The sequence below is a fragment of the Actinoplanes aureus genome, from assembly GCF_015704865.1.
GTDB classification, from domain to species: Bacteria; Actinomycetota; Actinomycetes; order Mycobacteriales; family Micromonosporaceae; genus Actinoplanes; species Actinoplanes aureus.
In genome coordinates, this window is record NZ_JADQTO010000005.1 from 98,553 (window position 1) to 123,346 (window position 24,794).

At 70.5% G+C, this 24,794-nt stretch carries 27 protein-coding genes; 16 read left to right on the forward strand and 11 right to left on the reverse strand.

The genetic code is table 11. The features are described from left to right. The first annotated feature begins 15 nt into the window (after positions 1 to 15). The 3 genes from chvE (at position 16) to mmsB (ending at position 4,014) form a co-directional block, all read left to right on the forward strand. Entirely contained in the window at positions 16 to 1,143 is a 1,128-nt protein-coding gene (chvE, locus tag I4J89_RS11925; protein ID WP_196413979.1) for a multiple monosaccharide ABC transporter substrate-binding protein, read from the forward strand. An 85-nt stretch (positions 1,144 to 1,228) separates the two neighbouring features. Beyond that, the gene (mmsA, locus tag I4J89_RS11930; RefSeq protein WP_196413980.1) at positions 1,229 to 2,764 is read left to right on the forward strand and encodes a multiple monosaccharide ABC transporter ATP-binding protein; all 1,536 of its coding nucleotides are present in this window, start codon (positions 1,229 to 1,231) and stop codon (positions 2,762 to 2,764) included. Next, complete coding sequence (mmsB, locus tag I4J89_RS11935; protein WP_196413981.1) at positions 2,761 to 4,014, forward strand: multiple monosaccharide ABC transporter permease; 1,254 nt, start codon at positions 2,761 to 2,763, stop codon at positions 4,012 to 4,014. The genes mmsA and mmsB overlap by 4 nt, the downstream gene beginning before the upstream one ends. Positions 4,015 to 4,112: 98 nt before the next feature. Here mmsB and I4J89_RS11940 read toward each other — a convergent pair whose 3' ends face one another. Then, positions 4,113 to 5,324 carry a DUF1501 domain-containing protein gene (locus I4J89_RS11940; RefSeq protein WP_196413982.1) on the reverse strand — a complete coding sequence of 404 codons (1,212 nt, stop codon included), beginning with the start codon at positions 5,322 to 5,324 and terminating at the stop codon, positions 4,113 to 4,115. Positions 5,325 to 5,329: 5 nt separating this feature from the next. Beyond that, positions 5,330 to 6,835, reverse strand: coding sequence for a DUF1800 domain-containing protein (locus tag I4J89_RS11945; RefSeq protein WP_196413983.1), 1,506 nt, complete (start codon positions 6,833 to 6,835; stop codon positions 5,330 to 5,332). A gap of 115 nt (positions 6,836 to 6,950) precedes the next feature. Here I4J89_RS11945 and I4J89_RS11950 point away from each other — a divergent pair, with 115 nt between their 5' ends. Continuing rightward, positions 6,951 to 8,000, forward strand: a complete 1,050-nt coding sequence (locus I4J89_RS11950) for an ROK family protein (protein WP_196413984.1) — start codon at positions 6,951 to 6,953, stop codon at positions 7,998 to 8,000. A gap of 107 nt (positions 8,001 to 8,107) precedes the next feature. On the opposite strand, the gene I4J89_RS11955 is transcribed toward I4J89_RS11950, so the two are convergent. Together I4J89_RS11955 and zwf are read right to left on the reverse strand one after the other, a co-directional pair. Then, entirely contained in the window at positions 8,108 to 8,443 is a 336-nt protein-coding gene (locus I4J89_RS11955) for an STAS domain-containing protein (RefSeq protein ID WP_196413985.1), read from the reverse strand. Between the two features lie 169 nt (positions 8,444 to 8,612). Then, on the reverse strand, positions 8,613 to 10,109 hold the full coding sequence (gene zwf, locus I4J89_RS11960; protein WP_196413986.1) for a glucose-6-phosphate dehydrogenase: 1,497 nt from the start codon (positions 10,107 to 10,109) through the stop codon (positions 8,613 to 8,615). Between the two features lie 191 nt (positions 10,110 to 10,300). On the opposite strand from zwf, the gene I4J89_RS11965 reads away from it, so the two are divergent. After that, complete coding sequence (locus I4J89_RS11965; protein WP_196413987.1) at positions 10,301 to 11,239, forward strand: DHH family phosphoesterase; 939 nt, start codon at positions 10,301 to 10,303, stop codon at positions 11,237 to 11,239. A 196-nt stretch (positions 11,240 to 11,435) separates the two neighbouring features. Here the strand turns inward: I4J89_RS11965 and I4J89_RS11970 are convergent, their stop codons facing one another. Beyond that, positions 11,436 to 12,233, reverse strand: coding sequence for a DUF1775 domain-containing protein (locus I4J89_RS11970; RefSeq protein ID WP_196413988.1), 798 nt, complete (start codon positions 12,231 to 12,233; stop codon positions 11,436 to 11,438). Positions 12,234 to 12,326: 93 nt separating this feature from the next. Here I4J89_RS11970 and I4J89_RS11975 point away from each other — a divergent pair, with 93 nt between their 5' ends. From I4J89_RS11975 to I4J89_RS11985, 3 genes are all read left to right on the forward strand, one after another. After that, positions 12,327 to 12,539, forward strand: a complete 213-nt coding sequence (locus I4J89_RS11975; RefSeq protein WP_196413989.1) for an RNA-binding S4 domain-containing protein — start codon at positions 12,327 to 12,329, stop codon at positions 12,537 to 12,539. Positions 12,540 to 12,615: 76 nt separating this feature from the next. Then, positions 12,616 to 13,497 (forward strand): hypothetical protein, encoded by an 882-nt coding sequence (locus I4J89_RS11980; RefSeq protein ID WP_196413990.1) that lies wholly within the window; start codon positions 12,616 to 12,618, stop codon positions 13,495 to 13,497. Beyond that, positions 13,494 to 13,658: a hypothetical protein gene (locus I4J89_RS11985; RefSeq protein WP_196413991.1), complete on the forward strand. Its 165-nt coding sequence runs from the start codon at positions 13,494 to 13,496 to the stop codon at positions 13,656 to 13,658. Before I4J89_RS11980 ends, I4J89_RS11985 begins: the two co-directional genes overlap by 4 nt. A gap of 115 nt (positions 13,659 to 13,773) precedes the next feature. Here the strand turns inward: I4J89_RS11985 and I4J89_RS11990 are convergent, their stop codons facing one another. Continuing rightward, entirely contained in the window at positions 13,774 to 14,355 is a 582-nt protein-coding gene (locus tag I4J89_RS11990; RefSeq protein WP_373688128.1) for a GNAT family N-acetyltransferase, read from the reverse strand. A gap of 114 nt (positions 14,356 to 14,469) precedes the next feature. Between I4J89_RS11990 and I4J89_RS11995 the strand changes: the two genes are divergently transcribed. Together I4J89_RS11995 and I4J89_RS12000 are read left to right on the forward strand one after the other, a co-directional pair. Then, positions 14,470 to 14,853 carry a hypothetical protein gene (locus I4J89_RS11995; RefSeq protein WP_196413993.1) on the forward strand — a complete coding sequence of 128 codons (384 nt, stop codon included), beginning with the start codon at positions 14,470 to 14,472 and terminating at the stop codon, positions 14,851 to 14,853. 90 nt (positions 14,854 to 14,943) lie between these two features. Continuing rightward, positions 14,944 to 15,600 carry a hypothetical protein gene (locus I4J89_RS12000; protein ID WP_196413994.1) on the forward strand — a complete coding sequence of 219 codons (657 nt, stop codon included), beginning with the start codon at positions 14,944 to 14,946 and terminating at the stop codon, positions 15,598 to 15,600. Between the two features lie 9 nt (positions 15,601 to 15,609). Here I4J89_RS12000 and I4J89_RS12005 read toward each other — a convergent pair whose 3' ends face one another. From I4J89_RS12005 to I4J89_RS12015, 3 genes are all read right to left on the reverse strand, one after another. Further along, a complete protein-coding gene (locus I4J89_RS12005) occupies positions 15,610 to 15,933 on the reverse strand; it encodes a YlcI/YnfO family protein (protein WP_196413995.1) in 324 nt (107 codons plus the stop codon). After that, on the reverse strand, positions 15,930 to 16,199 hold the full coding sequence (locus tag I4J89_RS12010; RefSeq protein WP_196413996.1) for a hypothetical protein: 270 nt from the start codon (positions 16,197 to 16,199) through the stop codon (positions 15,930 to 15,932). The genes I4J89_RS12005 and I4J89_RS12010 overlap by 4 nt, the downstream gene beginning before the upstream one ends. 96 nt (positions 16,200 to 16,295) lie before the next feature. After that, a complete protein-coding gene (locus I4J89_RS12015; RefSeq protein ID WP_196413997.1) occupies positions 16,296 to 16,664 on the reverse strand; it encodes an FKBP-type peptidyl-prolyl cis-trans isomerase in 369 nt (122 codons plus the stop codon). Between the two features lie 132 nt (positions 16,665 to 16,796). On the opposite strand from I4J89_RS12015, the gene I4J89_RS12020 reads away from it, so the two are divergent. From I4J89_RS12020 to I4J89_RS12040, 5 genes are all read left to right on the forward strand, one after another. Continuing rightward, entirely contained in the window at positions 16,797 to 17,672 is an 876-nt protein-coding gene (locus I4J89_RS12020; RefSeq protein WP_196413998.1) for a lytic polysaccharide monooxygenase, read from the forward strand. 81 nt (positions 17,673 to 17,753) lie between these two features. Further along, the gene (locus tag I4J89_RS12025; RefSeq protein WP_196413999.1) at positions 17,754 to 18,029 is read left to right on the forward strand and encodes a hypothetical protein; all 276 of its coding nucleotides are present in this window, start codon (positions 17,754 to 17,756) and stop codon (positions 18,027 to 18,029) included. Between the two features lie 16 nt (positions 18,030 to 18,045). Further along, positions 18,046 to 19,440 carry a DUF4331 domain-containing protein gene (locus I4J89_RS12030; RefSeq protein ID WP_196414000.1) on the forward strand — a complete coding sequence of 465 codons (1,395 nt, stop codon included), beginning with the start codon at positions 18,046 to 18,048 and terminating at the stop codon, positions 19,438 to 19,440. After that, a complete protein-coding gene (locus I4J89_RS12035; protein ID WP_196414001.1) occupies positions 19,437 to 19,796 on the forward strand; it encodes a phospholipase in 360 nt (119 codons plus the stop codon). Before I4J89_RS12030 ends, I4J89_RS12035 begins: the two co-directional genes overlap by 4 nt. Before the next feature lie 112 nt (positions 19,797 to 19,908). Next, positions 19,909 to 20,922, forward strand: coding sequence for an AraC family transcriptional regulator (locus tag I4J89_RS12040; RefSeq protein WP_230858813.1), 1,014 nt, complete (start codon positions 19,909 to 19,911; stop codon positions 20,920 to 20,922). On the opposite strand, the gene I4J89_RS12045 is transcribed toward I4J89_RS12040, so the two are convergent. Further along, positions 20,905 to 22,140, reverse strand: coding sequence for an AbeC-like domain-containing protein (locus tag I4J89_RS12045; RefSeq protein ID WP_196414002.1), 1,236 nt, complete (start codon positions 22,138 to 22,140; stop codon positions 20,905 to 20,907). The two genes, I4J89_RS12040 and I4J89_RS12045, sit on opposite strands and share 18 nt — an antisense overlap. A gap of 95 nt (positions 22,141 to 22,235) precedes the next feature. Then, positions 22,236 to 23,468: a glucose-1-phosphate adenylyltransferase gene (glgC, locus tag I4J89_RS12050; RefSeq protein WP_196414003.1), complete on the reverse strand. Its 1,233-nt coding sequence runs from the start codon at positions 23,466 to 23,468 to the stop codon at positions 22,236 to 22,238. Between the two features lie 114 nt (positions 23,469 to 23,582). Here glgC and glgA point away from each other — a divergent pair, with 114 nt between their 5' ends. Further along, positions 23,583 to 24,794: a glycogen synthase gene (gene glgA, locus I4J89_RS12055; RefSeq protein WP_309238276.1), complete on the forward strand. Its 1,212-nt coding sequence runs from the start codon at positions 23,583 to 23,585 to the stop codon at positions 24,792 to 24,794.

Here is a 24,794-nt window from a genome sequence, read left to right on the forward strand (position 1 = left end):
AGAGGAGAAGACAACGTGAAATACCCCCGCCTCGCGGCAGTAGTGACCGCCGCGTCCCTGGTCGCCACGATGGCCGCCTGCGGTTCGTCGGAGAAGACCACCGACAAGGAGGCCGGCAGCGGTGACACTGCGGGCGCCCTGGTCGGCATCACCATGCCGACCCGTTCCTCGGAGCGGTGGATCGCCGACGGTGACAACCTGAAGAAGCAGCTGGAGGGCCTCGGCTACAAGGTCGACCTCCAGTACGCCGAGGACAACATCCCGACGCAGACCCAGCAGCTGGACAACCAGATCACCAAGGGCGCCAAGCTGCTGATCATCGCGTCGATCGACGGCACCGCGATCACCACCCAGCTGGAGAACGCGAAGGCCAACAACATCCCGGTCATCGCCTACGACCGGCTCATCCGGGACAGCCCGAACGTGGACTACTACGCCACGTTCGACAACTTCAAGGTCGGTGTGCAGCAGGCCACCTCGCTGCTGACCGGTCTGAAGGTGCTCAACGCGGACGGCAGCGCCGGCACCGCCAAGGGCCCGCTGAACGTCGAGCTGTTCGCCGGCTCGCCGGACGACAACAACGCCACCTTCTTCTTCAACGGCGCCATGAGCGTTCTGCAGCCGCAGATCGACAAGGGCACGATCGTGGTGAAGAGCGGTCAGACCAAGTTCGACACCGTGGCGACGCTGCGCTGGGACCCGGCGACCGCGCAGAAGCGCATGGAGAACCTGCTGACCTCCACCTACAAGGGTGGCACCAAGGTCGACGGTGTGCTCTCGCCGTACGACGGCATCTCGATCGGTATCCTCTCGGCGCTGAAGTCGAGCGGCTACGGCACCGGTGCGCAGCCGTACCCGATCGTCACCGGCCAGGACGCCGAGGTCGCGTCGGTCAAGTCGATCATCGCGGGTGAGCAGTACTCCACCATCTACAAGGACACCCGCCAGCTGGCCAAGGTGACCGGCGAGATGGCCGACGCGGTGCTCAAGGGCCAGACCCCGACCACCAACAACAACAAGGACTACGACAACGGCAAGAAGGTCGTCCCGTCCCAGCTGTTGGAGTCGATCATTGTCGACAAGAGCAACTACCAGAAGGAGCTCGTCGACAGCGGTTACTACACGGCCGACCAGTTGAAGTGATCCGGGCTCCGCGCCCCGCCCGACCCCAGCGGGCGGGGCGCGGCCTACCCGGCTGAGGAGCCACCCCCGGCCCATAGGAGGGTCAATGACCGACACGATCCTGCGGATGAGCGGCATAACCAAGACGTTCCCTGGCGTCAAGGCGCTGCAGGACGTCAACCTGGAAGTTCGCCGTGGTGAGATCCACTCGATCTGCGGCGAGAACGGGGCCGGCAAATCGACCCTGATGAAGGTGCTGTCCGGCGTCTACCCGCACGGCACCTACGACGGCGAGATCGAGTTCGAGGGCGAGGCGTGCCGGTTCTCCGGCATCCGCGACAGCGAGCATCGCGGCATCGTCATCATCCACCAGGAGCTGGCGCTCGCGCACAACCTTTCCATCGCCGAGAACATCTTTCTCGGCAATGAGCAGGCCAAGCGTGGCTTCATCGACTGGAACAAGACCAACCACGCGGCCGACCAGCTGCTGCGCCGGGTCGGCCTGGCGGAGAGCTCGGTAACCCCGGTCGTCGAGCTCGGTGTCGGCAAGCAGCAGCTCGTGGAGATCGCCAAGGCGCTGTCCAAGGAAGTCAAGCTGCTGATCCTCGACGAGCCCACCGCGGCGCTCAACGACGAGGACTCCGAGCACCTGCTCGGGCTGCTGCGCGGCCTGCGTGACGAGGGCATCACCTGTGTGATCATCTCGCACAAGCTGAACGAGGTCATGAGCATCTCGGACCGGGTCACCATCCTGCGCGACGGCAAGACCATCTGGACCGAGAACACGTCCGACCTGACCGAGGACAAGATCATCTCGGGCATGGTGGGCCGGGACCTGGAGCATCGCTACCCCGAGCACACGCCGAGCATCGGTGCGGAGGCGCTGCGGATCGAGGACTGGACGGTACACAGCCCGACCCAGCCGGACCGCGCGCTGGTCCGCAAGGTCAACATGACCCTGCGGCGCGGCGAGATCGTCGGGCTCGCCGGACTGATGGGCGCCGGCCGGACCGAACTGGCGATGAGCGTCTTCGGCCGCTCGTACGGGGTGAACTTCTCCGGCCGCCTGATCAAGGACGGCAAGGAGATCAAGGCCCGCAACGTACGTGAGGCGATCGACCACGGCATCGCGTACGCGACCGAGGACCGCAAGCGCTACGGCCTGAACCTGATCGAGGACATCAAGCGCAACGTATCGGCGGCCGCGCTCGGCAAGCTCGCCAAGGGCGGCTGGGTGAACGGCAACGAGGAGTTCAAGGTCGCCGACGAGTTCCGCGCCAGCATGAACATCAAGGCGCCGAGCGTCGAGGCGGTCACCGGCAAGCTCTCCGGCGGCAACCAGCAGAAGGTCGTCCTGTCGAAGTGGATCTTCACTAACCCGGACGTGCTGATCCTGGACGAGCCGACCCGCGGTATCGACGTCGGTGCGAAGTACGAGATCTACACGATCATCAACCGCCTTGCCGACGAGGGTAAGGCGATTCTGGTCATCAGCTCCGAGCTGCCCGAACTGCTCGGCATCTGTGACCGCATCTACACCCTGTCGGCCGGCCGCATCACCGGCGAGGTTCCGCGCGCCGAAGCGACGCAGGAGGGCCTCATGACTCTCATGACGAAGGAAGAACAGGAGGTCGCGCCGTGACGGTCGCACCTACCAACGCCGACCTCAGCGTCGGCGGCACGGGCCCGTCCGCGCCCAAGCCCGGCAAGGCCGGCTTCAAGCTGGGCTTCGACATGAAGTCGAGCGGCATCTACATCGCGTTCGCGCTGATCGTCGTGCTGTTCACGGTGCTCACCGGCGGCGACATGCTGGCGCCGCAGAACATCAGCAACATCATCGTCCAGAACTCGTACATCCTGGTTCTGGCGATCGGCATGATCCTGATCATCATCGCCGGGCACATCGACCTGTCGGTCGGCTCGGTGGTGGCCGCGTGCGGCGCGTTCTCCGCGGTCATGATGGTCAACTGGGATCTGCCCTGGCCGATCGCGGTCATCGCGACCCTCGCCTTCGGTGCGGTCATCGGCGCCTGGCAGGGCTACTGGGTGGCGTACTTCGGCATCCCCGCCTTCATCGTGACCCTGGCCGGCATGCTGCTGTTCCGCGCGATCACCCTGATGATCCTGGGTAACCAGGGCATCGGCCCGTTCCCGGAAGAGGTCCGCACCCTCGCCAACGGGTTCACCAACGGCTTCCTCGGCAACGTCGGCCTCGGCGCGCTCGGCGGCGCCGACCTGTTCAGCATCATCGTCGGCCTGGCCGTCGTCGTCGGCATCGCGGTCGTGCAGTGGCGCACCCGGGCCGGCCGGCTCCGCTACAACCAGGCCGTCGACCCGATGTGGCTGTTCGCCGTCAAGGTCGCCGTCCCGGCCGTACTGGTCATGTTCGTGATCGTGCAGCTGGCCCGCTTCCGCAACCTGCCGTGGGTGCTCGTGCTGCTCGCGGTCCTGGTGGTCGGCTACACCCTGGTTACCAACCGGGCCGTCTTCGGCCGCCAGATCTACGCCGTCGGCGGCAACCTGCAGGCCGCGACGCTCTCCGGCGTCAAGGTCAAGTCGGTGGTGTTCTGGCTGTTCGTCAACATGGGCGTGCTCTCCGCGCTCGCCGGCATCATCTTCGCCGGCCGCCTCAACCAGGCCAACCCGACCGCGGGCAACAGCTTCGAGCTGGACGCCATCGCGGCCGCGTTCATCGGCGGCGCCGCGGTTCAGGGTGGTGTCGGCAAGGTGGTCGGCGCCATCACCGGCGGTCTGATCATGGGTGTCATCAACAACGGCATGAGCCTGATCGGCGCGGAATCCGAGGAGGTCATGCTCGTCAAGGGCGCCGTCCTGCTCGCCGCGGTCGCCTTCGACGTCTGGTCGAAGCGCCGCACGTCCGCCGCCCGCTGAAAGACGTGCCGCCCTGGTCCAGGGCCTTGGCAGGGCGGCACGAACGGGGCCGGTGCGTCATGCACCGGCCCCCTTCGCGTTCCGGTGGTGTCCCGCGGTCAGCGAGCGGCGGCCAGGCCGAACGAGGAGGGCTTCACGCCGGGGAAGACCGTGTCGAGGGCACCCAGGCCGCAGCGTTTCTGCAGGACCTCGCCGATCACCGAGCGGTAGTCGGTGGTGGCCGCGAGATCGCCGGCGATCAGCGCGCCCGGCGCCAGGCTCGGCCAGTCCGTGTAGACCTTGCCGCCGCGTACGCCGCCGCCGAGCAGCAGCATGGCGTTGCCGTGGCCGTGGTCGGTGCCGTGCGAGGCGTTCTCCTGCACGCGGCGGCCGAACTCGCTGATGGTCAGCACGGTCACGTTCTTCATCTCGGCGCCGAGGTCGGTGACGAAGGCGGCCAGCGCCTGGGACAGCTCGGTCAGGTTGTCGTGCATGCGCTGGCCCTTCACCGCGGTGCCCAGGCCCTGGTGCATGTCCCAGTCGCCGCAGTCGACGGCGGCGGTGACCAGACCGGTTTTCGCCTTGATCAGGCGGGCGACGTCGCGGAGGGCGGCGGCCAGGTCGGTGCCGGGATAGACGGCGCCGTTCGCGGGGGAGTAGGCCGCGGCCTTCACCTTGCCGGTCGCGGACAGCGCCCGGTCGGCGGCCACCGCGGAAGCGGCGAGGTGGGGCGGCGCGTCCGCGTACATCGCCCGCAGCGCGGCCGCGAGCGGGCGCTTGCCGTCGCCGGCCAGGGTGATGTCGTCGACCGCGCTCATCGAGATGTCGGCGCTGGGGCCGGCCAGGATCCGGGCCGGCATGGCCCGGCCGAGCGAGACCCCGGCGAGCGGGCCGGTGGCGCCGGTGAGGCCGAGCATGCGGTCCAGCCAGCCGGTACGGATCGACGTGCCGGGCGCGGCGTTCTCCATCGCGTCCATGGCGGCGAAGTGCGAGCGGGTCGGGTCCGGCTGGCCCACCGCGTGCACGGCGGCCATCTTGCCGGCCTGCCACTGCGGGAGCAGCGGGGCCAGCGCCGGGTGCAGGCCGAACGTCCCGTCCCCGGCGATCACCTGGCTCTTGGGTATACCGATGTCCGGCCGCGCCTTGTAGTAGTGCGGATCGCCGATCGGGGCGATCGCCGACAGCCCGTCGAAGCCACCGCGCAGCGAGACCACCACCAGGGTGTCCCCGGTGTAGGTGCCGGAGGCGTACGCGAGCCGGGTGCTGAGGGTCGCGCTGGCGAGACCGGCGCACGCACCGGCGGCGAGGACGCTGCGGCGGCTGAAACCCATGATGATCACCTCAAAGCGAACGACGGCGAGTCCAGGACGAGTGCGATCAGGTACGGCGCGGAGCCGGCGAGCGACTTGTCCTTGGCGGTCAGAGGACTGGTCGGCAGCTTGTCCGCGACACTGAGCACGGCCGCGGTGTGCGCCGCCGGCAACTTGGAACCGGTGAGGCGTACCGCCAGCGCGTCGACGAGCGCCCCATAGGTGCCGGGCAGCACCGGGACCAGCGACTTCAGCAGGTCGGCCGGGCGGGTGAGCTGCTTCGGGTACCAGCCGGTGGCCAGGTTGAGGTGCAGGTTGCAGCGCAGCAGGAACGCCGCCGGGGACGCCCAGACGGCGGCCACGTCCGGGTAGCCGTTCGGCGGGCCCCAGCGGAACGGGGCGTTGCCGGCGTCGGTCAGGGCGTTGTAGAGCGCGTCGAGCGACTTGACCCCGGACGCGTCCGGCGACAGGCCCAGTACGCGTACCGTCGCGACCAGGTCCTCGAAGGGGGTGCGGGTCTTCTGCCCCACCGAGGCGGCGAACTCCGGCGACGTGAACAGCGCGCGGAGCACCGGCACGATCGCGGTGTCGTTCGCGAGGTAGACGTCCGCGAGACGGGCGACCAGCGCCGCCGGCGGCTCGTCGGCGACGAAACGCACGCACAGCTTGTGGGCGATCCGCGTCGCGGTGGCGCGGTGCCGGGCCAGGTGGTCCAGGAACGCCAGCGCGGCGCCCTCGCCGTCGGTCGCGGCGTTGACGTGCTTGAAGCCGAGAAGCTCGACCGCGCCGGTGGCGTGGCGGGACGCGTCGTAGGTGTACCCGCCGGACTTGCCGACGGTCATGCCGGTGAGCAGCCGGGCCGCGGCCAGGACGTCCTTCTCGCTGTGGGCGAGGCCGACGGTGTGCAGCTCCATCAGCTCGCGGGCGTAGTTCTCGTTCGGGTGCGCCTTGGTCGACGAGCGCTGGTCCAGGTACGTCAGCATGGCCGGGTGCCGGGCGCTGGCCTTGAGCATGTCGGCGAACTTGCCGAACGCGTGCTTGCGGATGACCTGGGCGTCGTAGTCGCCACGGGTGTCCCAGACGCCGCTGGACGGTGCGGCGACGTGCAGGTGGTTGGCCCAGAACGCGACGGCCGACTCGAACAGCTGCCGGTTGCTCCACGCGGCCCGGGCGATCGCCGCCCGCCCCAGCTGCCCGAACGCCTCGTAGGAGTGCACCGGCAGCTTCGCCCGCACCACCGAAGCGGAGGCGTTCGCCAGCGGCAGCCGGGCCAGGACCTTGTCGCAGACCGCGTCGTCGATCTTCGCCGGCGCGAACTGCCGGTCCAGCCAGCCGTCGACGCCGAGCTTGCGGGCCTCGGCCAGCGACGCCGGCGTGGCGCCGAAGGTGGCACGCCGCAGCAGGTGAGCGACGAGGTCGTCACCGAGCAGCTTCTGGTCGGAAGCGGCCGAGGCGGGCGTGGAGACGCTCAGACCGGTGGCGGTCAGAGCGACGGCGGCAACGGATCCGGCGAGCAAGGTACGTCGGGTCATGCCCGAAGGTTCGGCCTGCCCAGAGAGATCCCGCGCCGCTGCACCCGTTAACAACGCTCTCGCAATCCGGACGCACCCGTGTCCCCGGCAGGCCCTCGGACGTAGGCTCAAGCCCGTGGATCAGGCAGATACCGTACGCACTCCGGCCTCCTGGGTCGTCGTCGGCCTAGACAACGGCGGCACCTGCAACAACGCCACCGTGCTCGACGCGACCGGGCAGTTCCTCGTCAGTCACCTCGTGGAGAACCCGAGCCGGGTGCTCGACGGCCCGGAGTCGGCCGTCGAGCAGCTCGCCGCCGCGTTCACCGGCATCCTCGAGCTGACCAGCACGCCACACTCGCTGGTCCGCGCGGTCGGCCTGGACACGCCCGGTCCGGCCAGCGCGCACGGGGTGATCTCGTCGAAGGGCGCGACCAACTTCAACCAGGTGTCCTGGCACGGCTTCGACATCCGGGGCGCCCTCGAGGCCCGTCTCGGCCTGCCGGTGATCTACAACAACGACGCGAACGCGGCCGCGCTCTACGCCCACCACCGGCACTTCGGCACGGCCGCCCTGGAGAAATCGAGCGTCTCCGCGATCGTCGGCACCGGCCTCGGCGGCGGCGTCGTCGAAAATGGCAAGGTGATCCGCGGTGCCGCCGGCATGGCCGGCGAGCTCGGGCACGTGCAGATCCCGTTGCACGGCGTCCTCGAGGACGGCCAGCCCGTCCCGGTCTGCAACTGCGGCTTCGAGGGCGACGTGGAGAGCATCGCCTCACTCACCGGCATCAAGAAGAACCTGTTGCCGTACTGGCTGACCCGCTTCCCGGACCACCCGCTGGCCGCCGAGCCGGTCGACAAGGCGGCGAAAATGCTGCGCGGCTTCGGCGAGAAGGACGATCCGCTCGCGGTCGCGGTCTTCTCCCAGCAGGCCCGGGCGATCGGCAAGCTGTTCACCATCGCCGCCAACTTCACCGACCCGGACGCGTACTTCCTGGGCGGAGGAGTGGTCGAGGCGGCACCGCACTTCCGGCAGTGGTTCCTCAACACCGTGCGGGAGAGCACCCAGCTGCGCGACGAGCAGGCCCACGCCGCGACCTTCGCCCTGGTCCCGGATCTGGACATGGCCGGCGCGCGCGGTGCGGCGGTCGCCGCTCTGGACGCGGTGGCCGGCGGCAGCCGCTGAGAAAACCCCTTCCCGGTACGGGACACGAACAGTCCCCGGATCAACACGCGACCATCTGCCCGGCCCAGGCCCCAGCGCGACCGCCGGGCCCGGGCAGGTGGACCGGGTCAGTCTTCTTTCAGAGCGGTCGCGACGTCCGGGAACATCGGCAGGTAGTCGCTGAGCCCGAGCGTGTCGAACAGCCGTCTCAGGAAACCGGAGGGCGCGGCCAGGCGGACCCAGCCGCCGCGCTCGGTGGCCCGGCCGTGTGCGGTGACGAGGACCCCGACACCCATCGAGTCACAGAAGTCGAGGCCGGAGACGTCCACCACGACACGTGGTGACGGACGCTCGACGAGGCGGCCGAGATTGGCTTTGAGGGCGGGCGCGGTGTCGATGTCCAGCGAGCCGCGCAGGACGAGAACGGCCGTGTTGGGTGGATGGTGCGCGACCGAGACCTGCATAGGCGTGTCTTTCCGGTGGGGAGCGGGGCGGGCTTGAAGTCAACCCTAAGCGAGCGCGGCCATCGTCGCAGGCGACGATGGCCGCGCTCGTGTCGTTGCCGTGGTCGGGGCTGGGCTCGTGTCGTTGCCATGGTGGGGTGTGTACGGCCAGTTGCGGTGGGCAGCGGCCTCAGGCGGCCGAGTTGCGCCAGCGGCGGCCGTGGCGGCCGATCAGCCGGTCGGCGTCGGTCGGGCCCCAGGACGCCGCCTCGTAGGTCGGGATCGGCGAGTTGTCCCGGTCCCAGTGCTCGATGATCGGGTCGACGATCCGCCAGCACTGCTGCACCTCGTCGCTGCGGATGAAGAGCGACGCGTCACCGATCAGCGCGTCCAGCAGCAGCCGCTCGTAGGCTTCCGGCGACTCCTCGGCGAACGTCGACTCGTACGAGAAGTCCATGCTCGCCGTGCGCACCCGGAACGAGTGACCGGGCACCTTGGCGCCGAAGCGCAGCGAGATGCCCTCGTTGGGCTGGATCCGCAGGATCAGCGCGTCGGCTTCCAGGCCGGTGAGCTGGTCGTTCGGGATCGGCAGGTGCGGCGGCCGCTGGAACTGCAGCGCCACCTCGGTGAGCCGGGCCGGCAGGCGCTTGCCGGTGCGCACGTAGAACGGCACACCCGCCCAGCGCCAGTTGTCCACGTTCAGCCGCATCGCCGCGTACGTCTCGGTCCGCGACAGCGGGTCGACGCCGACCTCCTCGCGGTACCCGGCCATCAGCTCCTCGCGGGTGCCGCCCCGGGTGTACTGCCCGCGGACCGCCGCCTCGGCGATGTCCCGGTCGGTGGGGAGCCGGATCGCCTGGAGCAGCTTCACCTTCTCGTTGCGCAGCCCCTCGGCGCCGAACGAGGCGGGCGGCTCCATCAGCGCGAGCGCGAGCACCTGGAGCACGTGGTTCTGCACGATGTCGCGCATCGCGCCGGCGTTCTCGTAGAAGCCGCCGCGGGTGCCGACGCCGAGCGTCTCGGCCACGGTGATCTGCACGTGGTCGACCCAGGACCGGTCCCAGATCGGCTGGAAGATCGAGTTGGCGAAGCGCAGCGCCAGGACGTTCTGAACGGTGTCCTTGCCCAGGTAGTGGTCGATCCGGAAGACCTGCGGCTCGTCGAACGCGCTGTGCACGACGGCGTCCAGCTCGCGGGCGGTGGCCAGGTTCCGCCCGTACGGCTTCTCGATGACCAGGCGGGAGAAGGAACCCTCCCGCTCCTGGTTGAGCCCGGCGCCGGCCAGCCCGTTGATCACCGGCTCGAAGGCGCCGGCCGGAGTGGACAGGTAGAACAGCCGGTTGCCGGAGGTGCCCCGCTGGGCGTCCAGCTCGTCGAGGGTCTCGCTCAGCCGCTTGTAGGTCTCCGGGTCGTCGTAGCCGCCGGCCACGTACCGGACGCCGCCCTGCAGCTGGCGCTTGCCGGCCAGACCGCGGCCACCGAGCGCGCTCTCCGCGAACTGCTCGTCGCTCATCGGCGTCCGGGCGACGCCGACCAGGGCGAACTCGTCCGGCAGCCGGTTGTGCCGGGCCAGGCTCTCGACCGCCGGGAGCAGCTTGCGCCGGGTCAGGTCGCCCGAGGCGCCGAAGATCACCAGCGTGGCTGGCGGGGCGCTGCGCTCCTGGATGAGCTGAGGTACCTGGTCCATTTCCGCGTGTCCTCCGACCGGTTCGATGCCGTCCGTCTGAACCTTACGCAGACCGGCCCTTGAGCGGTTCACCCGCTTCCTGGAAAGCGGGACGAAGTGGCGGTGAACACGTCCATACGTCGATGCAACCCGGGCCATAGCGAAAAAAGTGGCAAAATGGTGCAGAAGGTCTGGCTATCGAGGGGGACCCCGTGAAGTACCGGCTTGTGACCCGCAGCGACTTCGACGGCCTGGTCTGTGCCGTGCTGCTGCGTCACCTGGACATGATCGACGACATCATGTTCGTCCACCCGAAGGACGTGCAGGACGGCGTCGTCGAGGTGACCGACCGGGACATCCTCACCAACCTCCCCTACGACGCCCGCGCCTACCAGGTCTACGACCACCACCACTCGGAGACGCTGCGCAACGAGGGCGACCGGGACAATCACGTCATCGACGCCGATGCGCCGTCGGCGGCCCGGGTCATCTACGAGCACTTCGGGGGCAAGGCCCGGTTTCCGCAGGTCTCCGACGACCTGATGCGCGCCGTCGATCAGGCCGACTCGGCGGACTACACGCTCACCGACATCCTCAGCCCGACCGGATGGACGCTGCTCAACTTCCTGATGGACAGCCGGACCGGACTGGGCCGGTTCCGCAACTTCCGGATCTCCAACTACCAGCTGATGATGAAGCTCATCGACGCGTGCATCCAGATACAGGACGTGCACGACATCCTCGCCCTGCCCGACGTGGCGGAACGCGCCCAGCTCTTCCACGACTGCTCGGCCCGCTTCGTGGAGCAGCTGCACCGGGTCTGCCGGCTGGACGGCGACGTGGTCATTGTGGACCTGCGCGACGAGGACGTCATCGAGGCGGGCAACCGGTTCATGGTCTACGCGCTCTTCCCGGAGGCCCGCGTCTCGGTGCACATCATCTGGGGCCGGCAGAAGCTGAACACCGTCTTCGCCTGCGGCAAGTCGATCCTGGACCGCAGCTCTCCGGTGGACATCGGTGAGGTGATGCTGCGCTACGGCGGCGGCGGTCACCTCGCGGCCGGCACCTGCCAGGTCCCGCACGACGAGTCGGACCGTGTGCAACAGGAGATCATCGACGCGCTGCGTACCGAACGGGTCGTGCCGGTCTGAGAGGCGGGCGGAGATCTCTCCCCGCCCGCCCCACACGCGGATCATGGGCCTTGCCCGGGGCCCCACCCGCCGGTCGTGGTCAGCGCCCCACGCGCCTCCCACGACGTCCTCACGCCCACCCGCGTGAGGTGAGGGTCGTTCGTCGTGAACGATCCCCATTTCCCGTTGCAGGACCCGGCCTGCGTGGGAGTCTCTGTCAGCCCTTGTAGCTCCACTTGCTGTCGCCGCTGCCGGCGGCGACGGGCTCCTTGTCGTCGTCCTGCGACTCGTCCTCGCCCGGCTCCTCGTCCGGCTCCTCCTCGGTGGCCCGGTGCCGGTTGCGCAGCACCACCCAGCCGGCGCCGAGCAGGGCCAGCACGGCCACCACCCAGCCGGAGACGGAGAGCACCGAGGGGCCGGAGTCCGCGTCGTTCACGATCTTGTCGAACGCGGCCTGTTCACCCGGGGTGAGCCCGCCGGAGGACGTATCGCCGCCGCCACCGTGGTGGGTGGGCGCCGCGCCGTTCGACGGGGTCAGCGACAGCGTGGCCGCCATGGCCGGGCCGGCCTTGCCGTCGGCGTACCTGGTCTCCACCGGGAACCGCAGGCTGCTCAGCATCGGCAGCGGGCCGACCGCGACACCGAGATCGGTGGCCTGGCCGGGCGCGAGCGTCTTGCCGACCGCGATCCAGGTGACGGCACTCGGCGCCTTGGTGACGGGCGTGCCGTTGTGGATGGAGGTCAGCGGCTTGCTGAGATCCTGCCACTCGATCTTCGGCGCCCAGCTGTCCACCGAGAGCGGGTAGACCTCGGCGATCGGGCTGTCCGCCGGAATCCGCAGGGTCACCTCGCTCACCGGCGCGGTGCCGGAATTGGTCACGTGGAAGTACAGGTTCGCCCCGCTGCCCTGTGCCGCGCTCGCCGGACTCACCGTCACATCGGCCGCGGCCGGGCCGGCGGCGACGAACACTCCGGCAGCGGTCACAGCGGCCAGCACGCCCGCGCGGCGGGCCATCCCCAGAAGCCTCACGGGATGTAGTTCGGATCACGGGCCCCGATGGTTCAACCCGATCGCAGAACTTTTTCGCGGTCATTGGATGATGAGCGGATGCGAGACGTGCCGATCGACGGCGACATGATCCGGCTGGGCCAGTTCCTCAAGCTGGCCGACCTCATCGAGACGGGCGGCGAGGCCAAGATCCTCATCGCCTCCGGCGACGTGACCGTGAACGGCGAGGTCGACCTGCGGCGCGGCCGCCAGCTGCACCCCGGCGACGTGGTCGAGGTGCTCGGGCGTACGGCGCGGGTGGTGGCCGAGTAGCACCTGGCGGCACACTTTCGACGGGAAAGTCGGGCACGGTCGGAACCGGGGTGCGGGCCGCGTCGTCGTACCGGTTATGACCCGAACCCGAGGGCTGCTTACCGCCGCAGCCATCCCCATTCTGCTGCTGGGCGCCTGCGCCCGGCCCGGTACGGCCGCCGGGGCCGGAGACGCCGGCGCCGGCGAACCGGTCACCGAGAGCGCCGCCGTCCCCACCCCGGACGCGGACGATCTCGCGCTGCGTGTCGAATACCGCGGCGGTTTCGTGCCACCGGACTACCTCCTCGGCCGCCTCCCGCTGGTCTCCGTCTACACCGACGGCCGGGTGATCACCGACGGCCCGGTGCCGCTGATCGCGCCCGGACCGGCCCTGCCGAATCTCCAGGTGCAGCAGATCTCCCCCGCCGAGGTCAGGAAGCTGACCGCCGACGCGGTCGCCGCGGGGGTGAGGTCCGGCGCCGACTTCGGTGTGCCCGGCGTCGCCGACGTGCCGGACACCCGGATCACCGTGAACACCGGCTACGGCACCCAGACCGTGTCGGTCAACGCGTTGCGGGAGGCACAGTCCGACGATCCGTCGCTGAGCGCGGCGCAGAAGGCGGCGCGCAAGAAGCTGGCGGCGTTCGTCGACCGGCTGACCGCCCTGAAAGCCGCCTCGCAGCCGTACCGGCCGGACGAGGTGGCGGCCCTCGCCGGCCCGTACACCGATCCCGGGGACGGCCTCGGCGGCAAGCCGGTGGACTGGCCCGGCCCGGCGCTGCCCGGCGAGGCGCTGAACCCGGCGCTGGACATCCACTGCGTCAGCGCGACCGGCGCGCTCAAGGACGCCGTCTGGGCGGCCGCGGAGAAGGCGAACCAGCAGACCCCGTGGGTCTCCGGCGGCAAGCAGTGGCGGGTCATGTTCCGGCCGCTGCTGCCCGACGAGTCCGGCTGCGCCGCGCTGCGGAGCGCCGGATGAGTCCGTTCGACGACCCGTTCGACTTCGGCGGGGCGGGCGACTCCGGCGACGCCGGCGGCGGGCCGGGGCCTGCGGAACCCGTACTGATCCGCCCGCTCTGCCGGTCGCGCAGCACCGTCGCACGCACCCGTCCACGCCGGCGCGGCGAACCGCCGCGCTGAACCGGCCGCCGGGGCCCCGGGGGAGGCCCGGGGGCGGGGCCCGGAAACAGGCGGGCCCCCCCGCCGCCCCCACCCGGCCGCCGGCGCCGCGGGGACGTCCGCGGCGCCGGCCCGGTCACCAGACGTCGCCCTCGCGCCAGTCGCAGATCAGGGTCCCGGTGACATTGAGCGCCGCGCCGCCCGGCACCTCCCGCACGAACGTGCTGTCGTCGTCCTCCTCGGTACGGGTCACCCCGGACGGCGCGAGCACGGCCGTCGCTCCCCGCCACGGCGTCCACCCGCGGGCCAGGTAGAGCCCGCGCCCCTCGTCGGAGGTGGAGAGCGCACCCAGCTGGTAGCCGCCGTCGATCAGCCGCTCCGCCGCGGCCATCACCGCCGAGCCCAGCCCGCGCCGCTGCCGGTCCGGGCGCACCGCCACCGCCTCGACATAGCCGCAGCGCCACGACCGTCCCCCGTGCAGGAACCGCCGCTGCACCACCGAGCCGTGCGCGACCGGCACACCGTCCTCGCTGACCAGCAGGTGCGCACCGCCGAGCGCGTGATCCCAGTCCTCGTCGCCGAACTCATCGTCGAACGCCACGTCCAGCAGCCGCCGGATCACCGCCAGCTCGGCATCGGTCAGGTCGGCCGTCAGCACCGTACGCACCGCAGTCACCGGAACAGCTTGCCGCATCGGTGAGTCGTACGTGGACGACAGGCGTATTGACCCATGATCCAGTCCCCGGCTAGCGTCGGCCACCTGGGGAGACATGGCACGCGCCGGGGGAGGGCCGATGTCCGCGGAGCCGAGCGTCCACCGTGCGCCTCGCGGATGCCGGTGCCGGTGATCAGCCAGGACGACTTCATCTGGTTCACCAGCCAGGCCGCGCGGGTCTACCAGGTCTCCGAGCACGCCATCGCGGAGGCGGCGGCCCGGCTGGAGCCCTCCGGCCACCGGCGGCACGCCCAGGAGATCTGCGAGCTGCACATCGCGCTGATCAACGTGGCGGCCGCGCACCAGTGGTGCCGGGCCGGTTGCGAGACCTGCGTGGCGATCCGCGAGTCGATCACGGTGGCGATGGCGGTGCTGCGCACCGAGGTGGACAGCCAGCTCGAGCAGATGATCGACGGACCGGCGCGCGGCGTCGCGCTACCCACGGCGGCTTCCTGGCAGCGGCCCGCGGCGGGCGCGGTCTACCGCAGCGAGAACCCGTAGCGGCCGGCCCTGGCCGGCGGCGAGCGGGGGGTGCGCATTCCGGTATCGCGGTCGGTGTACGCAAACGGTGCAGGGGTATGGCCCTGTGTCATGAGATTGATCGCTTCTGCGGTGCTCCTGGCGCTCGGCGTCCGCCTCGTGCGGTCCCGCCATCGCCGCGCCTTACACCCGGCGGGACGGTCGTTCACCGGCGAGCTCGAGGTGTGGGGCCTGTCGCCGGGAACCGGATCGGCGTTGCTCGACCGTCCCGGCCGGCGGGCCGTGACCGTGCGGATCTCCAAGGGCGCCGGCACCCGGCGCGACCGGCCGGACGTGCTCGGCCTGGCGATCCGCGCCGACGGGACGGACCTGCTGCTGTCCACGGCCGGCACCGGCCGCCTGACCAGGCATTTTCCGATGCCGCGGCGCGCCTTCGGCACCCACTACGGCACGATCACCTCGTACCGTACGGGTGACGGCCGCAAGATCTATCTGTCGGCGGGTCCCGACCGGGACGCCGCGCCGCTGGGCCGGACCCTCGACTCGGTCGCGGCCGCCGCCTCCACCGGGCGGGCCGGGCTCCTGCTCTACGCCGGCCCGCGGGAGTTCGGCCGGGTACGGTTCGGCGCCGCCCTGTCACCCGCCGCGGACGCGGCCCTCGCCTTCGACCCGGTACGCAACCGGGGCGCTGACCTGTACCCGATCGGCGTCATCCAGGGCGTGCGGGCCGTCGCCTACCGGCTCAGCCGGCAGTGGCGCGGAGCCTGAGACGGCGGATCAGGCCGCGTGGCCGGTCTGCGCCGCGTGCGCGATGGCTCTGCGCAGCACGGCCACCGACACCGTCAGATCGCCGGCCATGTCGGTCAGCCCCAGCTCGATCCACTCCCGGACCAGCTGCGAGTACGGCACGCCGGCCTGATCGGCGGCGGCCCGGACCCGCTGGGCGAGCGCCGGCGGCACCCGTACCCCCAGCGGCACCATCGGCTCGGTCTCCGGGACCGGCGGCAGCGCCACGCTCCTGGACTCGTCGTAGGTGACCTGCCCGGCGGCGAATGCCGCGGCCGCCGCGCCGAGTTGCTCGTCGGAATACCGCTGGGTCATGACGCCTCCCACTTCTCGAACCGTGCGAGCTCGTCCGGTGTCATCTCGCGCGCTCCGATGATCTGCTGCTGGTGCCCGCCGAGCAGGCGGACCGCGACGATCAGTGCCCGTCCCCGCCCGGTGCGCCCGCTGATCGTCAGAAAGTGCACGCCCGCGCTCTCCGCGGCGATCGGCAGGCGCCGTGGCGCGGAAAGCACCTCGGTCGCCTCGTAGGGCTCGACGTCACGGAGCGCGGCCAGCGCCGCCGTAAGCCACTCGTACCCCACGGGCCCAGCGTAAAACGATTGTCAGACGGCGTCGAGCGGCCCGTCCGGTACTCCGGACGGGCCGCTCGGCTGAAGTGCGTACGGACGCCGCGTGCGTCAGTGGACCTGGATCAGGTCCACCACGAAGATCAGGGTCTCGTTCGGCTTGATGGCGCCGGCCGCGCCGCGCGCGCCGTAGCCCAGGTGCGGCGGGATGACGAGGCGGCGGCGGCCGCCCACCTTCATGCCGGCCACGCCCTGGTCCCACCCGGCGATGACCATCTCGGCGCCGACCCGGAAACCGAAGGCCTCACCCCGGTTGTAGGAGGCGTCGAACTCCTTGCCCGTGGACTGGGCGACACCCACGTAGTGGACGCTGACGAAATCGCCGGGCTTCGCCTCCTGGCCCTCGCCCACGACGATGTCCTCGATCACCAGTTCGGTGGCGGGTGCGTCAGGAATGGGGCCGACGTCGGGCTTGCTCATGAATCCTCCAAGTTGTTACCGGACTCGGCCATGCAATCACAGCGACGCCCGCGCTGAACGAGCGGTGCCGGAAGTACGTACCACCGTGTAGCCGGGAAACTCCCGGCTGCCGCCGCGTACCCGGGAGATCCAGTGCTCGTCCGCCGTCTCGCCATCGCCGGCCTGCTCGCCGCCGCGACAGTGCCCGCCCTGCCCTCGCCGGCCCTCGCGCACGGCGCGCCGATGACGCCGATCAGCCGCAACGCGGCCTGTGCCGGCAACGGCACCGAGCGCGGCGCGGCCGCCTGCGAGGCAGCGCTCAAGGCCACGAACAACTTCCTCGGTGCGTACGACAACATCCGGCTGGCCGGGGTGAACGGCGACGACAAGAGCCGGGTGCCGGACGGGAAGCTGTGCAGTGCGGGGATCGACGCGTACCGGGGGCTGGACCTGGCCCGGGACGACTTCCCGGCGACTGAGGTGAGGTCCGGGCAGCGGCTGGCCGTGTCGTACCGGGGGACCATCCCGCACCAGGGGTCGTTCCGTGTCTATCTCACCCGTCCGGGTTATTCGCCGGAGAAGAAGCTGAGCTGGGACGACCTGGGGTCGGAGCCGCTCGCCGACATCAAGGACCCGCCGCTGACGGACGGGGCGTACCGGATGCGGGTGAAACTGCCGGAGCGGACCGGGCGGCACATTCTCTACGTGGTTTGGGAGACGTCCAGCACTCCGGACACGTACTACTCCTGTTCGGATCTGGTCTTCCCCGCCGCTGTGAAGAAGACCGCCGCTCCGACGAAGACGCCGGGAAAGACCGCTCCGTCGTCGCCGGCTCCCACGACTGCGGCGCCCGCCGAAGCCGAACCGGAGCCCAGCACCGCCGACGCGGTCCTGACGTCGGCCCAGGAGCCGGATGGGGACGGCATGGTCACTTTCGGGCACTGGCTCGTGATGGGAGCGCTCGCAACAGCGGCCCTGGTGGCGGCCGGTGCGGGTGTTTCGCGGCTGCGCCGGCGCAAAACGCGTTGAACCCCGGGCCTGTGGATCTCGTACTGAGGGTCGTCGACATGCATCGCCCGTCCGGCCCCCAACGACGACGAAAGGCCAAGCATGAGTCGTGTTCGTTACCGCGCCCAGGGACGCCAGTGGCTGTCCCGCCGCCGGGTCCTCGCCCTCGCCGCAACCGGCGTGGGCGTGTCCGCGGCCTCCGTGGCCGGCCTGAGCCTCGCCGGTGAGAGCGAGTCCGCCGCCGGCGACGGCTCCCCACTGGTGGTCTCGGTGCTGGACGCCAAGAAGGGCACGATCGACGTCTTCTCCGGTGAGAAGCGTAAGACGATCACTGACAAGAAGCTCGCCGCGAGCCTGCTCAAGGCCGCCGGCCGCTGACCTCTGGAGAGGAAACATGTCTTCCCATCGCGAAGCGCCGGAGATCAGCAAGGACCCGGTAGCCGACAGTTCCGACCTGTACGCCTTCGTCAGCCCCGACGACCCGGACACCGTCACGCTGATCGCCAACTACGTGCCGTTGCAGCTCCCGGCGAGCGGCCCGAACTTCTTCGAGTTCGGCGACGACGTGCTGTACGAGGTCCACATCGACGCGAACGGTGACGCCCGCCCCGACGTCACCTACCAGTTCCGGTTCCGCACCGAACTGCGCAACGACCGGACGTTCCTCTACAACACCGGCCCGATCGAGTCGCTGGACAGCGAGAACTGGAACCGCCGCCAGTTCTACTCGGTCACCAAGGTGGACTCCTCCGGCAAGAGCACGGTCCTCGCGAAGAACCTGCCGTGCCCGCCGTGCAACGTCGGCCCGCTCTCCATCCCCGATTACGAGAAGCTCGCCGCCGACGCCGTGCACAAGCTGAAGACCGGCGAGAAGGTCTTCGCCGGCCAGCGCGCCGACGCGTTCTTCGTCGACCTGGGCGCCATCTTCGACCTGGGCACGCTGCGCCCGTTCCAGGACAAGCACCTGGTCGGGCAGAACCTGTTCAACTACGCCGGCAAGGCGGTCAACGCCACCGACAAGACCAACGTGCACAGCATCGCGGTCCAGATCCCGCTGCACATGGTGCGCCGGGACGGCAAGAAGCGGGTACGCGGACGCGACGCCGGAGCGGTCATCGGGGTCTGGACCTCGGCCAGCCGCCGTCAGGTGGAGGTTCGTGGCGGCGACGGCCGGTCCGGCGACGTGGTGGTCGGCCCGCCGGTCCAGGTCTCCCGGCTGGGCAACCCGCTGTTCAACGAGGTCATCGTGCCGATGGCGCAGAAGGACAAGTGGAACAGCCTGCCGCCGAGCGAGGACAAGCGGTTCGCCGAGTTCGTCGCCACCCCCGAGCTGGGCGCGCTGCTGCCGGTGCTCTACCCGGGCCTGTTCGACAACCTGGCCGCCCTCAACGAGACCAAACAGCCGCGCGCCGACCTGCTCGCGATCCTGCTCACCGGCATCCCGGACGGGCTGATCGACGGCTTCCAGAACAACACCGGCGAGCTGCAGGCCGACATGCTGCGGCTGAACACCGCCATCCCGCCGGCCGCGAAGGAGAACAAGTTCGGCCTGGTCGGCGGTGACCTGGCCGGCTTCCCCAACGGCCGGCGGATCGCCGACGACGTGGTCTCGATCTCGCTGCGCGCCATCGCCGGCGCCACCGTGCCGCTGGTCAACGCCGAGTTCGAGCCGGACGCCGCGGCCGCGGCGGTCGAGCAGGGACTGAGCGTCAAGGACTCCAGCGCGAAGCTGCTCAAGAAGTTCCCCTACCTGGGGACGCCCTTCGACGGATTCGGGAACCCCTCGTGAGCCATCACCACCACCACCACACGTTGGCACCGTCCGGGCAGGGCACGGTCATGCTGAACATCGGCGGCCGGATCGGCGCCCTGATCATCGACACGCCGGCCCAGTGGCACGGCCACGAGATCGAGGTCAGCCCGGCGGGGGCGCCGGACGAGCGTACGCACGCCGCGGTCCGGGCCCGGTACGTGCGCGGCGGGGTCACCTACTGCGTGGTTCTCGACGCCCTGCCCGAGGGCCGGTACCAGATCTGGCAGGACGACGCGGAGCCGCTCGCCGAGGTGGAGGTCCGCGGCGGCGCGGTCACGATGTTCACCTGGCCGGCTCACGCGACGCCGGGGCGGGTGCCGGTTCCGGCCTGACGAAACGGTCCGCCGGGGTCGTCCCGGCGGACCGTCGATGTCATTCCTGGCGAGGTGCGCGGTACCCGTTCGGGTCCTGACCGGACCCCGTCCCGCGACTAGTGTGGACGCCATGGCAGGCAGCCGGCTCCCCAGCCCGGCGGCTCCGGGCGCGGACGTCCCGGTCCACGTCAGGTTGCGAACCACCGACATGGAGGAGGCGCGGGCGTTCTGCCGCAAGATCTACTACAGCCCGCTGCGGATCGACCCGGTCGGCGACCCGCGGACCTTCGCCTTCTCCGCCGACGTGGTGCTGCTCGGCCCGATCACCCTGGGTGAGGTCGGCTACGGCACCGACATCCGGGTCTCGATCGGTGCCCTGGAGACGTCGTACCACGTACTGGTCCCGCTCACCGGCATGCTGCGCTCCCGGCACCGCGGCGCGGTGGTCGACGCCGACCCGACCCGCGCCCTGGTGTACCGGCCGTCCGGCGACATCGAACTGGACTGGCCGGGCACCTGCCGGCTGCTCAGCGTCAAGATCGAGCGCGGCGTACTGGAACGCGAGCTGGATGCCGCCCTCGACCAGCGGGTGGTCTCCCCGCTGCCGCTCGGCGCCACCTTCGACCTGGTCGACGGGCCGGGGCGGACCTGGGCGGCGCTGGTCCGGCTGCTGCTCACCGAGCTCAGCGGCCCGTACGGCCTGGCCAGCCAGCCGCGGATGGCGGCCCGGTGGCGCGACATGGTGGTGAGCGGGCTGGCCCTGACCGTTGAGCACCCGTACGGCGAGGAGCCCGCCGGCCTCCAGGGCCCGCACCGGCCGCGCACCGTGAAACGCGCCCTCGACGTGATGCACGCCGAACCGTGGCGGCCCTACACCGTCGGCGACCTCGCTGACGTGGCCGGCGTCGGCGTCCGGGTCCTGCAGGAGTCGTTCCGCCAGCACGTCGGCATGCCACCGCTCACCTACCTGCGCCGGCTGCGGCTCGACGGCGTGCACGCCGAGCTGTCCCGCTCGGATCCGGGGCAGCTGAGCGTCAGCGAGGTCGCGTACCGGTGGGGCTTCAGCCACCTGGGCCGCTTCGCGGGTGCGTACCGCGAACGCTTCGGCGTCTCGCCGTCGCACACGCTACGCGGACGAGACTGATGCGCTGAGGAAGTGGCGGATCGCGTCGAGGACGTGCTGTTCGATCAGGCGCTGGTGTTTGGCGATGTCGGGGTAGCGGCGGTGGTCGTCGGGCGGGCAGGCCAGCTCACGGACCGCCACCCGCGCCCCGTGATCCAGACCGAGCCGCAACGTCCGTACCCGGTCACCGCCGGCCGGACCGGCGGTGCGGCGGGTGAAGGCGCGGTTGTCCGGCAGCGCGTCGCCGAGGGCCCGCAGCAGGCGGAACGGTGCCCGGACCGCCACCCGCGGTGTGCCGAGGAGGCCGCAGCGTACGGCGCGGAACCAGGCCTGCCGGCCGGTGGCGTCGGGCAGGTCGACGATCCGGTACGCCTCGGGGCACGGGGTGAGGGCCGTGGTGGTGGACTCCAGGTAGAGGGCGCCGGCCTGCACGGCGACGTGGATGTGCACCGTGGTGACCACCTCGCCACCGCTTGACGCGACCTGGCAGGCCAGATGGTGGCGGGCCGGCCCGGTGGGGCGGCGGATGATCTCGGCGACCAGCTCGGGCGGGGTGATCGAGGCGAGGCTGCCCACCTCGGTGCCGGCCAGGTGGACGCGGTCGGTGACGGTCAGGCCGGGGATGGTCTCCTCCGGTACCGTGCCCGGGCCGCCGACCAGGGCGCCCAGGCGCCACCGCAGGTGGGCGACCACCTCGGCGGCGTCGAACGGCACCGGCCCTGGCCCGAGCGGCTGGGTGAGACCCCAGGTGCCGATGACCGGACCGGCGCCGAGGAACCGGTGGTGGCCGGCTTGGACGACGGTGTTCCCGTACTGCTGGAGGTCGATCTCGCGCAGCCGCGGGTCGGTCCCGGGGGCGGTGGGGGTACGGCCGGGGCGGAAGCGTTCCAGCTGGGCGTGCCGCCACAGTGACCAGGCCACCGAGCAGACCGGCAGCAGGACCGCGGCGATGGTGATCGCGTGCAGCGGGGTGATCGGGGCGGCGCCGAGCGCGGCCAGCAGCACGACCGTCACGGCGGCGTCGCGGATCAGCGCGACGCGGCGAGCCCGCCGGCAGTGCGCCAGCACCGGGGTGACCGAGAAGCCGTAGGACAACGCGACCGCCCGGGCCGGCCGGTGATAGACCTCCCGCATCGCGGTGTCACGGAAGGTCTCGTCCAGGTAGGCGCCGGCGCACAGGTGCCGGGTGGCGGTGGTGGGGTCGTCCGGGAAGGGTGGCGCGTGCGGCGGAGACACCATGCCGGTCTCCCGTTGTCGCAGGTGGCGGGCCGTTGAAGGAAGCCTAGGAAGGCGGAACGGAACCCGTCAATGCGTCCTCCGGGTGACCCCGGCGGTCACAGCTCGACCCGCTGGCCCTTGCCGACCACCACCACGCCGTTGTCGCTGACCGTGTAGAGCTTGCGGTCCCGCTCCAGGTCGACACCGATCTGCGCGCCCTCCGGGATGACCACGTTCTTGTCGATGATCGCGTTGCGGATCACCGCGCGGCGGCCGACCGAGACGCCCTCCATGATGACCGCACCGTCGACGTGCGCCCACGAGTTCACCCGCACGTTCGGGGAGATGACCGAGCGCTCCACCAGGGCGCCGGAGACCACCACACCGGGGGAGATCATCGAGTCGATGGCGCGGCCCTGCCGGTCGTCGTACCCGTGCACGAACTTGGCCGGCGGCCAGGAGCCGTAGTTGGTGAAGATGGGCCAGTCGTGGTTGTAGAGGTTGAAGATCGGCAGGGTGGCGATCAGGTCCAGGTGAGCCTCGTAGAACGAGTCCAGCGTCCCCACGTCACGCCAGTAGCCGCGGTCGCGCTCGGTGCTGCCGGGCACGTCGTTGTCGCGGAAGTCGTAGACGTTCGCCTCGCCGCGCTCGACGAGCATCGGGATGATGTTGCCGCCCATGTCGTGCTTGCTGTCCGGGTTCTGCGCGTCGGCGGAGACCGCCTCGCACAGGGCCCGGGTGGTGAACACGTAGTTGCCCATCGACGCGTACACCTCGTCGGGGGCGTCGGCCAGCCCGACGGCGTCACGCGGCTTCTCCCGGAAGGCCTGGATCTTCTTGCCGTCCGGGCCGACCTCGATCACGCCGAACTGGTCGGCGAGCGACAGCGGCTGACGGATGCCGGCGACCGTGACGGCGGCGCCCGAGGCGATGTGGTCGTTGACCATCTGCTTCGGGTCCATCCGGTAGATGTGGTCGGCACCGAAGACGATCACGTAGTCCGGCGACTCGTCGTTGATCAGGTTGAGGCTCTGGTAGATGGCGTCCGCCGAGCCGGCGAACCAGCGCGGTCCGAGCCGCTGCTGGGCCGGCACCGGAGTGACGTAGTTGCCCAGCAGCGTCGACATCCGCCACGTCTTGGAGATGTGCCGGTCGAGTGAGTGCGACTTGTACTGGGTCAGTACGACGATCTTGAGGTACCCCGCGTTCGCGAGGTTGGACAGCACGAAATCGATCATGCGATATATGCCGCCGAACGGGACGCCGGGTTTGGCCCGGTCCGCCGTGAGGGGCATCAGGCGCTTGCCTTCTCCACCAGCCAGAACGATCGCAAGCACCTTGACAGCCATGGAAAGGACGCTAATGTTCCGGCCGCTGGTACGCCACCCGAAAGGGCGGTTCGAAATATCTTGCTCGCGCTGCCAGGGTCTTGCCGCTCAGGCCACCCGGCTATCCTGCGACTCGTGACCGTTTCGGGGACCTCGACGCTGCGTGCCGACCTGCTCACCCGGGAGTACCCGCCGGAGGTGTACGGCGGCGCCGGGGTCCACCTGGAGTACCTGACCCGGGACCTGCGGCGCCTGGCCGAGGTGCGGGTGCACTGCTTCGGCGCCCCGCGCGACGAGCCGGGCGTCACGGCGTACCCCGAACCGGCCGAGCTGGCCGGCGCGAACGCGGCCTTGCGGACCATGGGGGTGAACCTCGCGATGGCGTCCGGCTGTGCCGGCGCCGACGTGGTGCACAGCCACACCTGGTACGCGAACTTCGCCGGGCACACCGCCAAGCTGCTGCACGGGATCCCGCACGTGATGACCACGCACAGCCTGGAGCCGCTGCGCCCGTGGAAGGCCGAGCAGCTCGGCGGTGGGTACGCGCTGTCCTCGTACTGCGAGCGGACCGCGATCGAGCACGCCGACGCGATCGTCGCGGTCTCCGGCGGGATGCGGCGGGACGTGCTCAAGGCGTACCCGTCGGTGAACCCGGACCGGATCCACGTCGTCTACAACGGCATCGACACCGAGCTCTACTCGCCGGACCGCGGCACCGACGTGGTGGACCGGCTCGGCATCGACCGCGGCCGGCCGAGCGTGGTGTTCGTCGGCCGGATCACCCGGCAGAAGGGCCTGCCGTACCTGATGCGGGCCTGCCAGGACCTGCCCGCCGACGCCCAGATCATCCTGCTCGCCGGCGCGCCGGACACCCCGGAGATCGCCGCCGAGGTCGAGGCCCTGGCCCGCGATCTGCGCGCGGCCCGCGACCCGCAGGGCGTGATCTGGGTGCAGGAGATGCTGCCGAAGCAGGAGGTCATCCAGGTCCTCACGCACGCCACGGTCTTCGTCTGCCCGTCGGTCTACGAGCCGATGGGCATCGTCAACCTGGAGGCGATGGCCTGCGAGACCGCGGTGGTCGCCACCGCGACCGGCGGCATCCCCGAGGTGGTCGCGGACGGCGAGACCGGCTTGCTGGTGCCGATCGAGCAGGTCGAGGACGGTACCGGCACGCCGGTGCACCCGGAGAAGTTCGTCGCCGACCTGGCCGCCACCCTGACCCGGGTGCTGCGTGACCCGCGGCTCGCCGACGAGATGGGCAAGGCCGGCCGCCGTCGCGCGGTCGAGCACTTCAGCTGGTCCCGCATCGCCGAGGACACCCTCGAGGTCTACCGGTCGGTGCTGTGA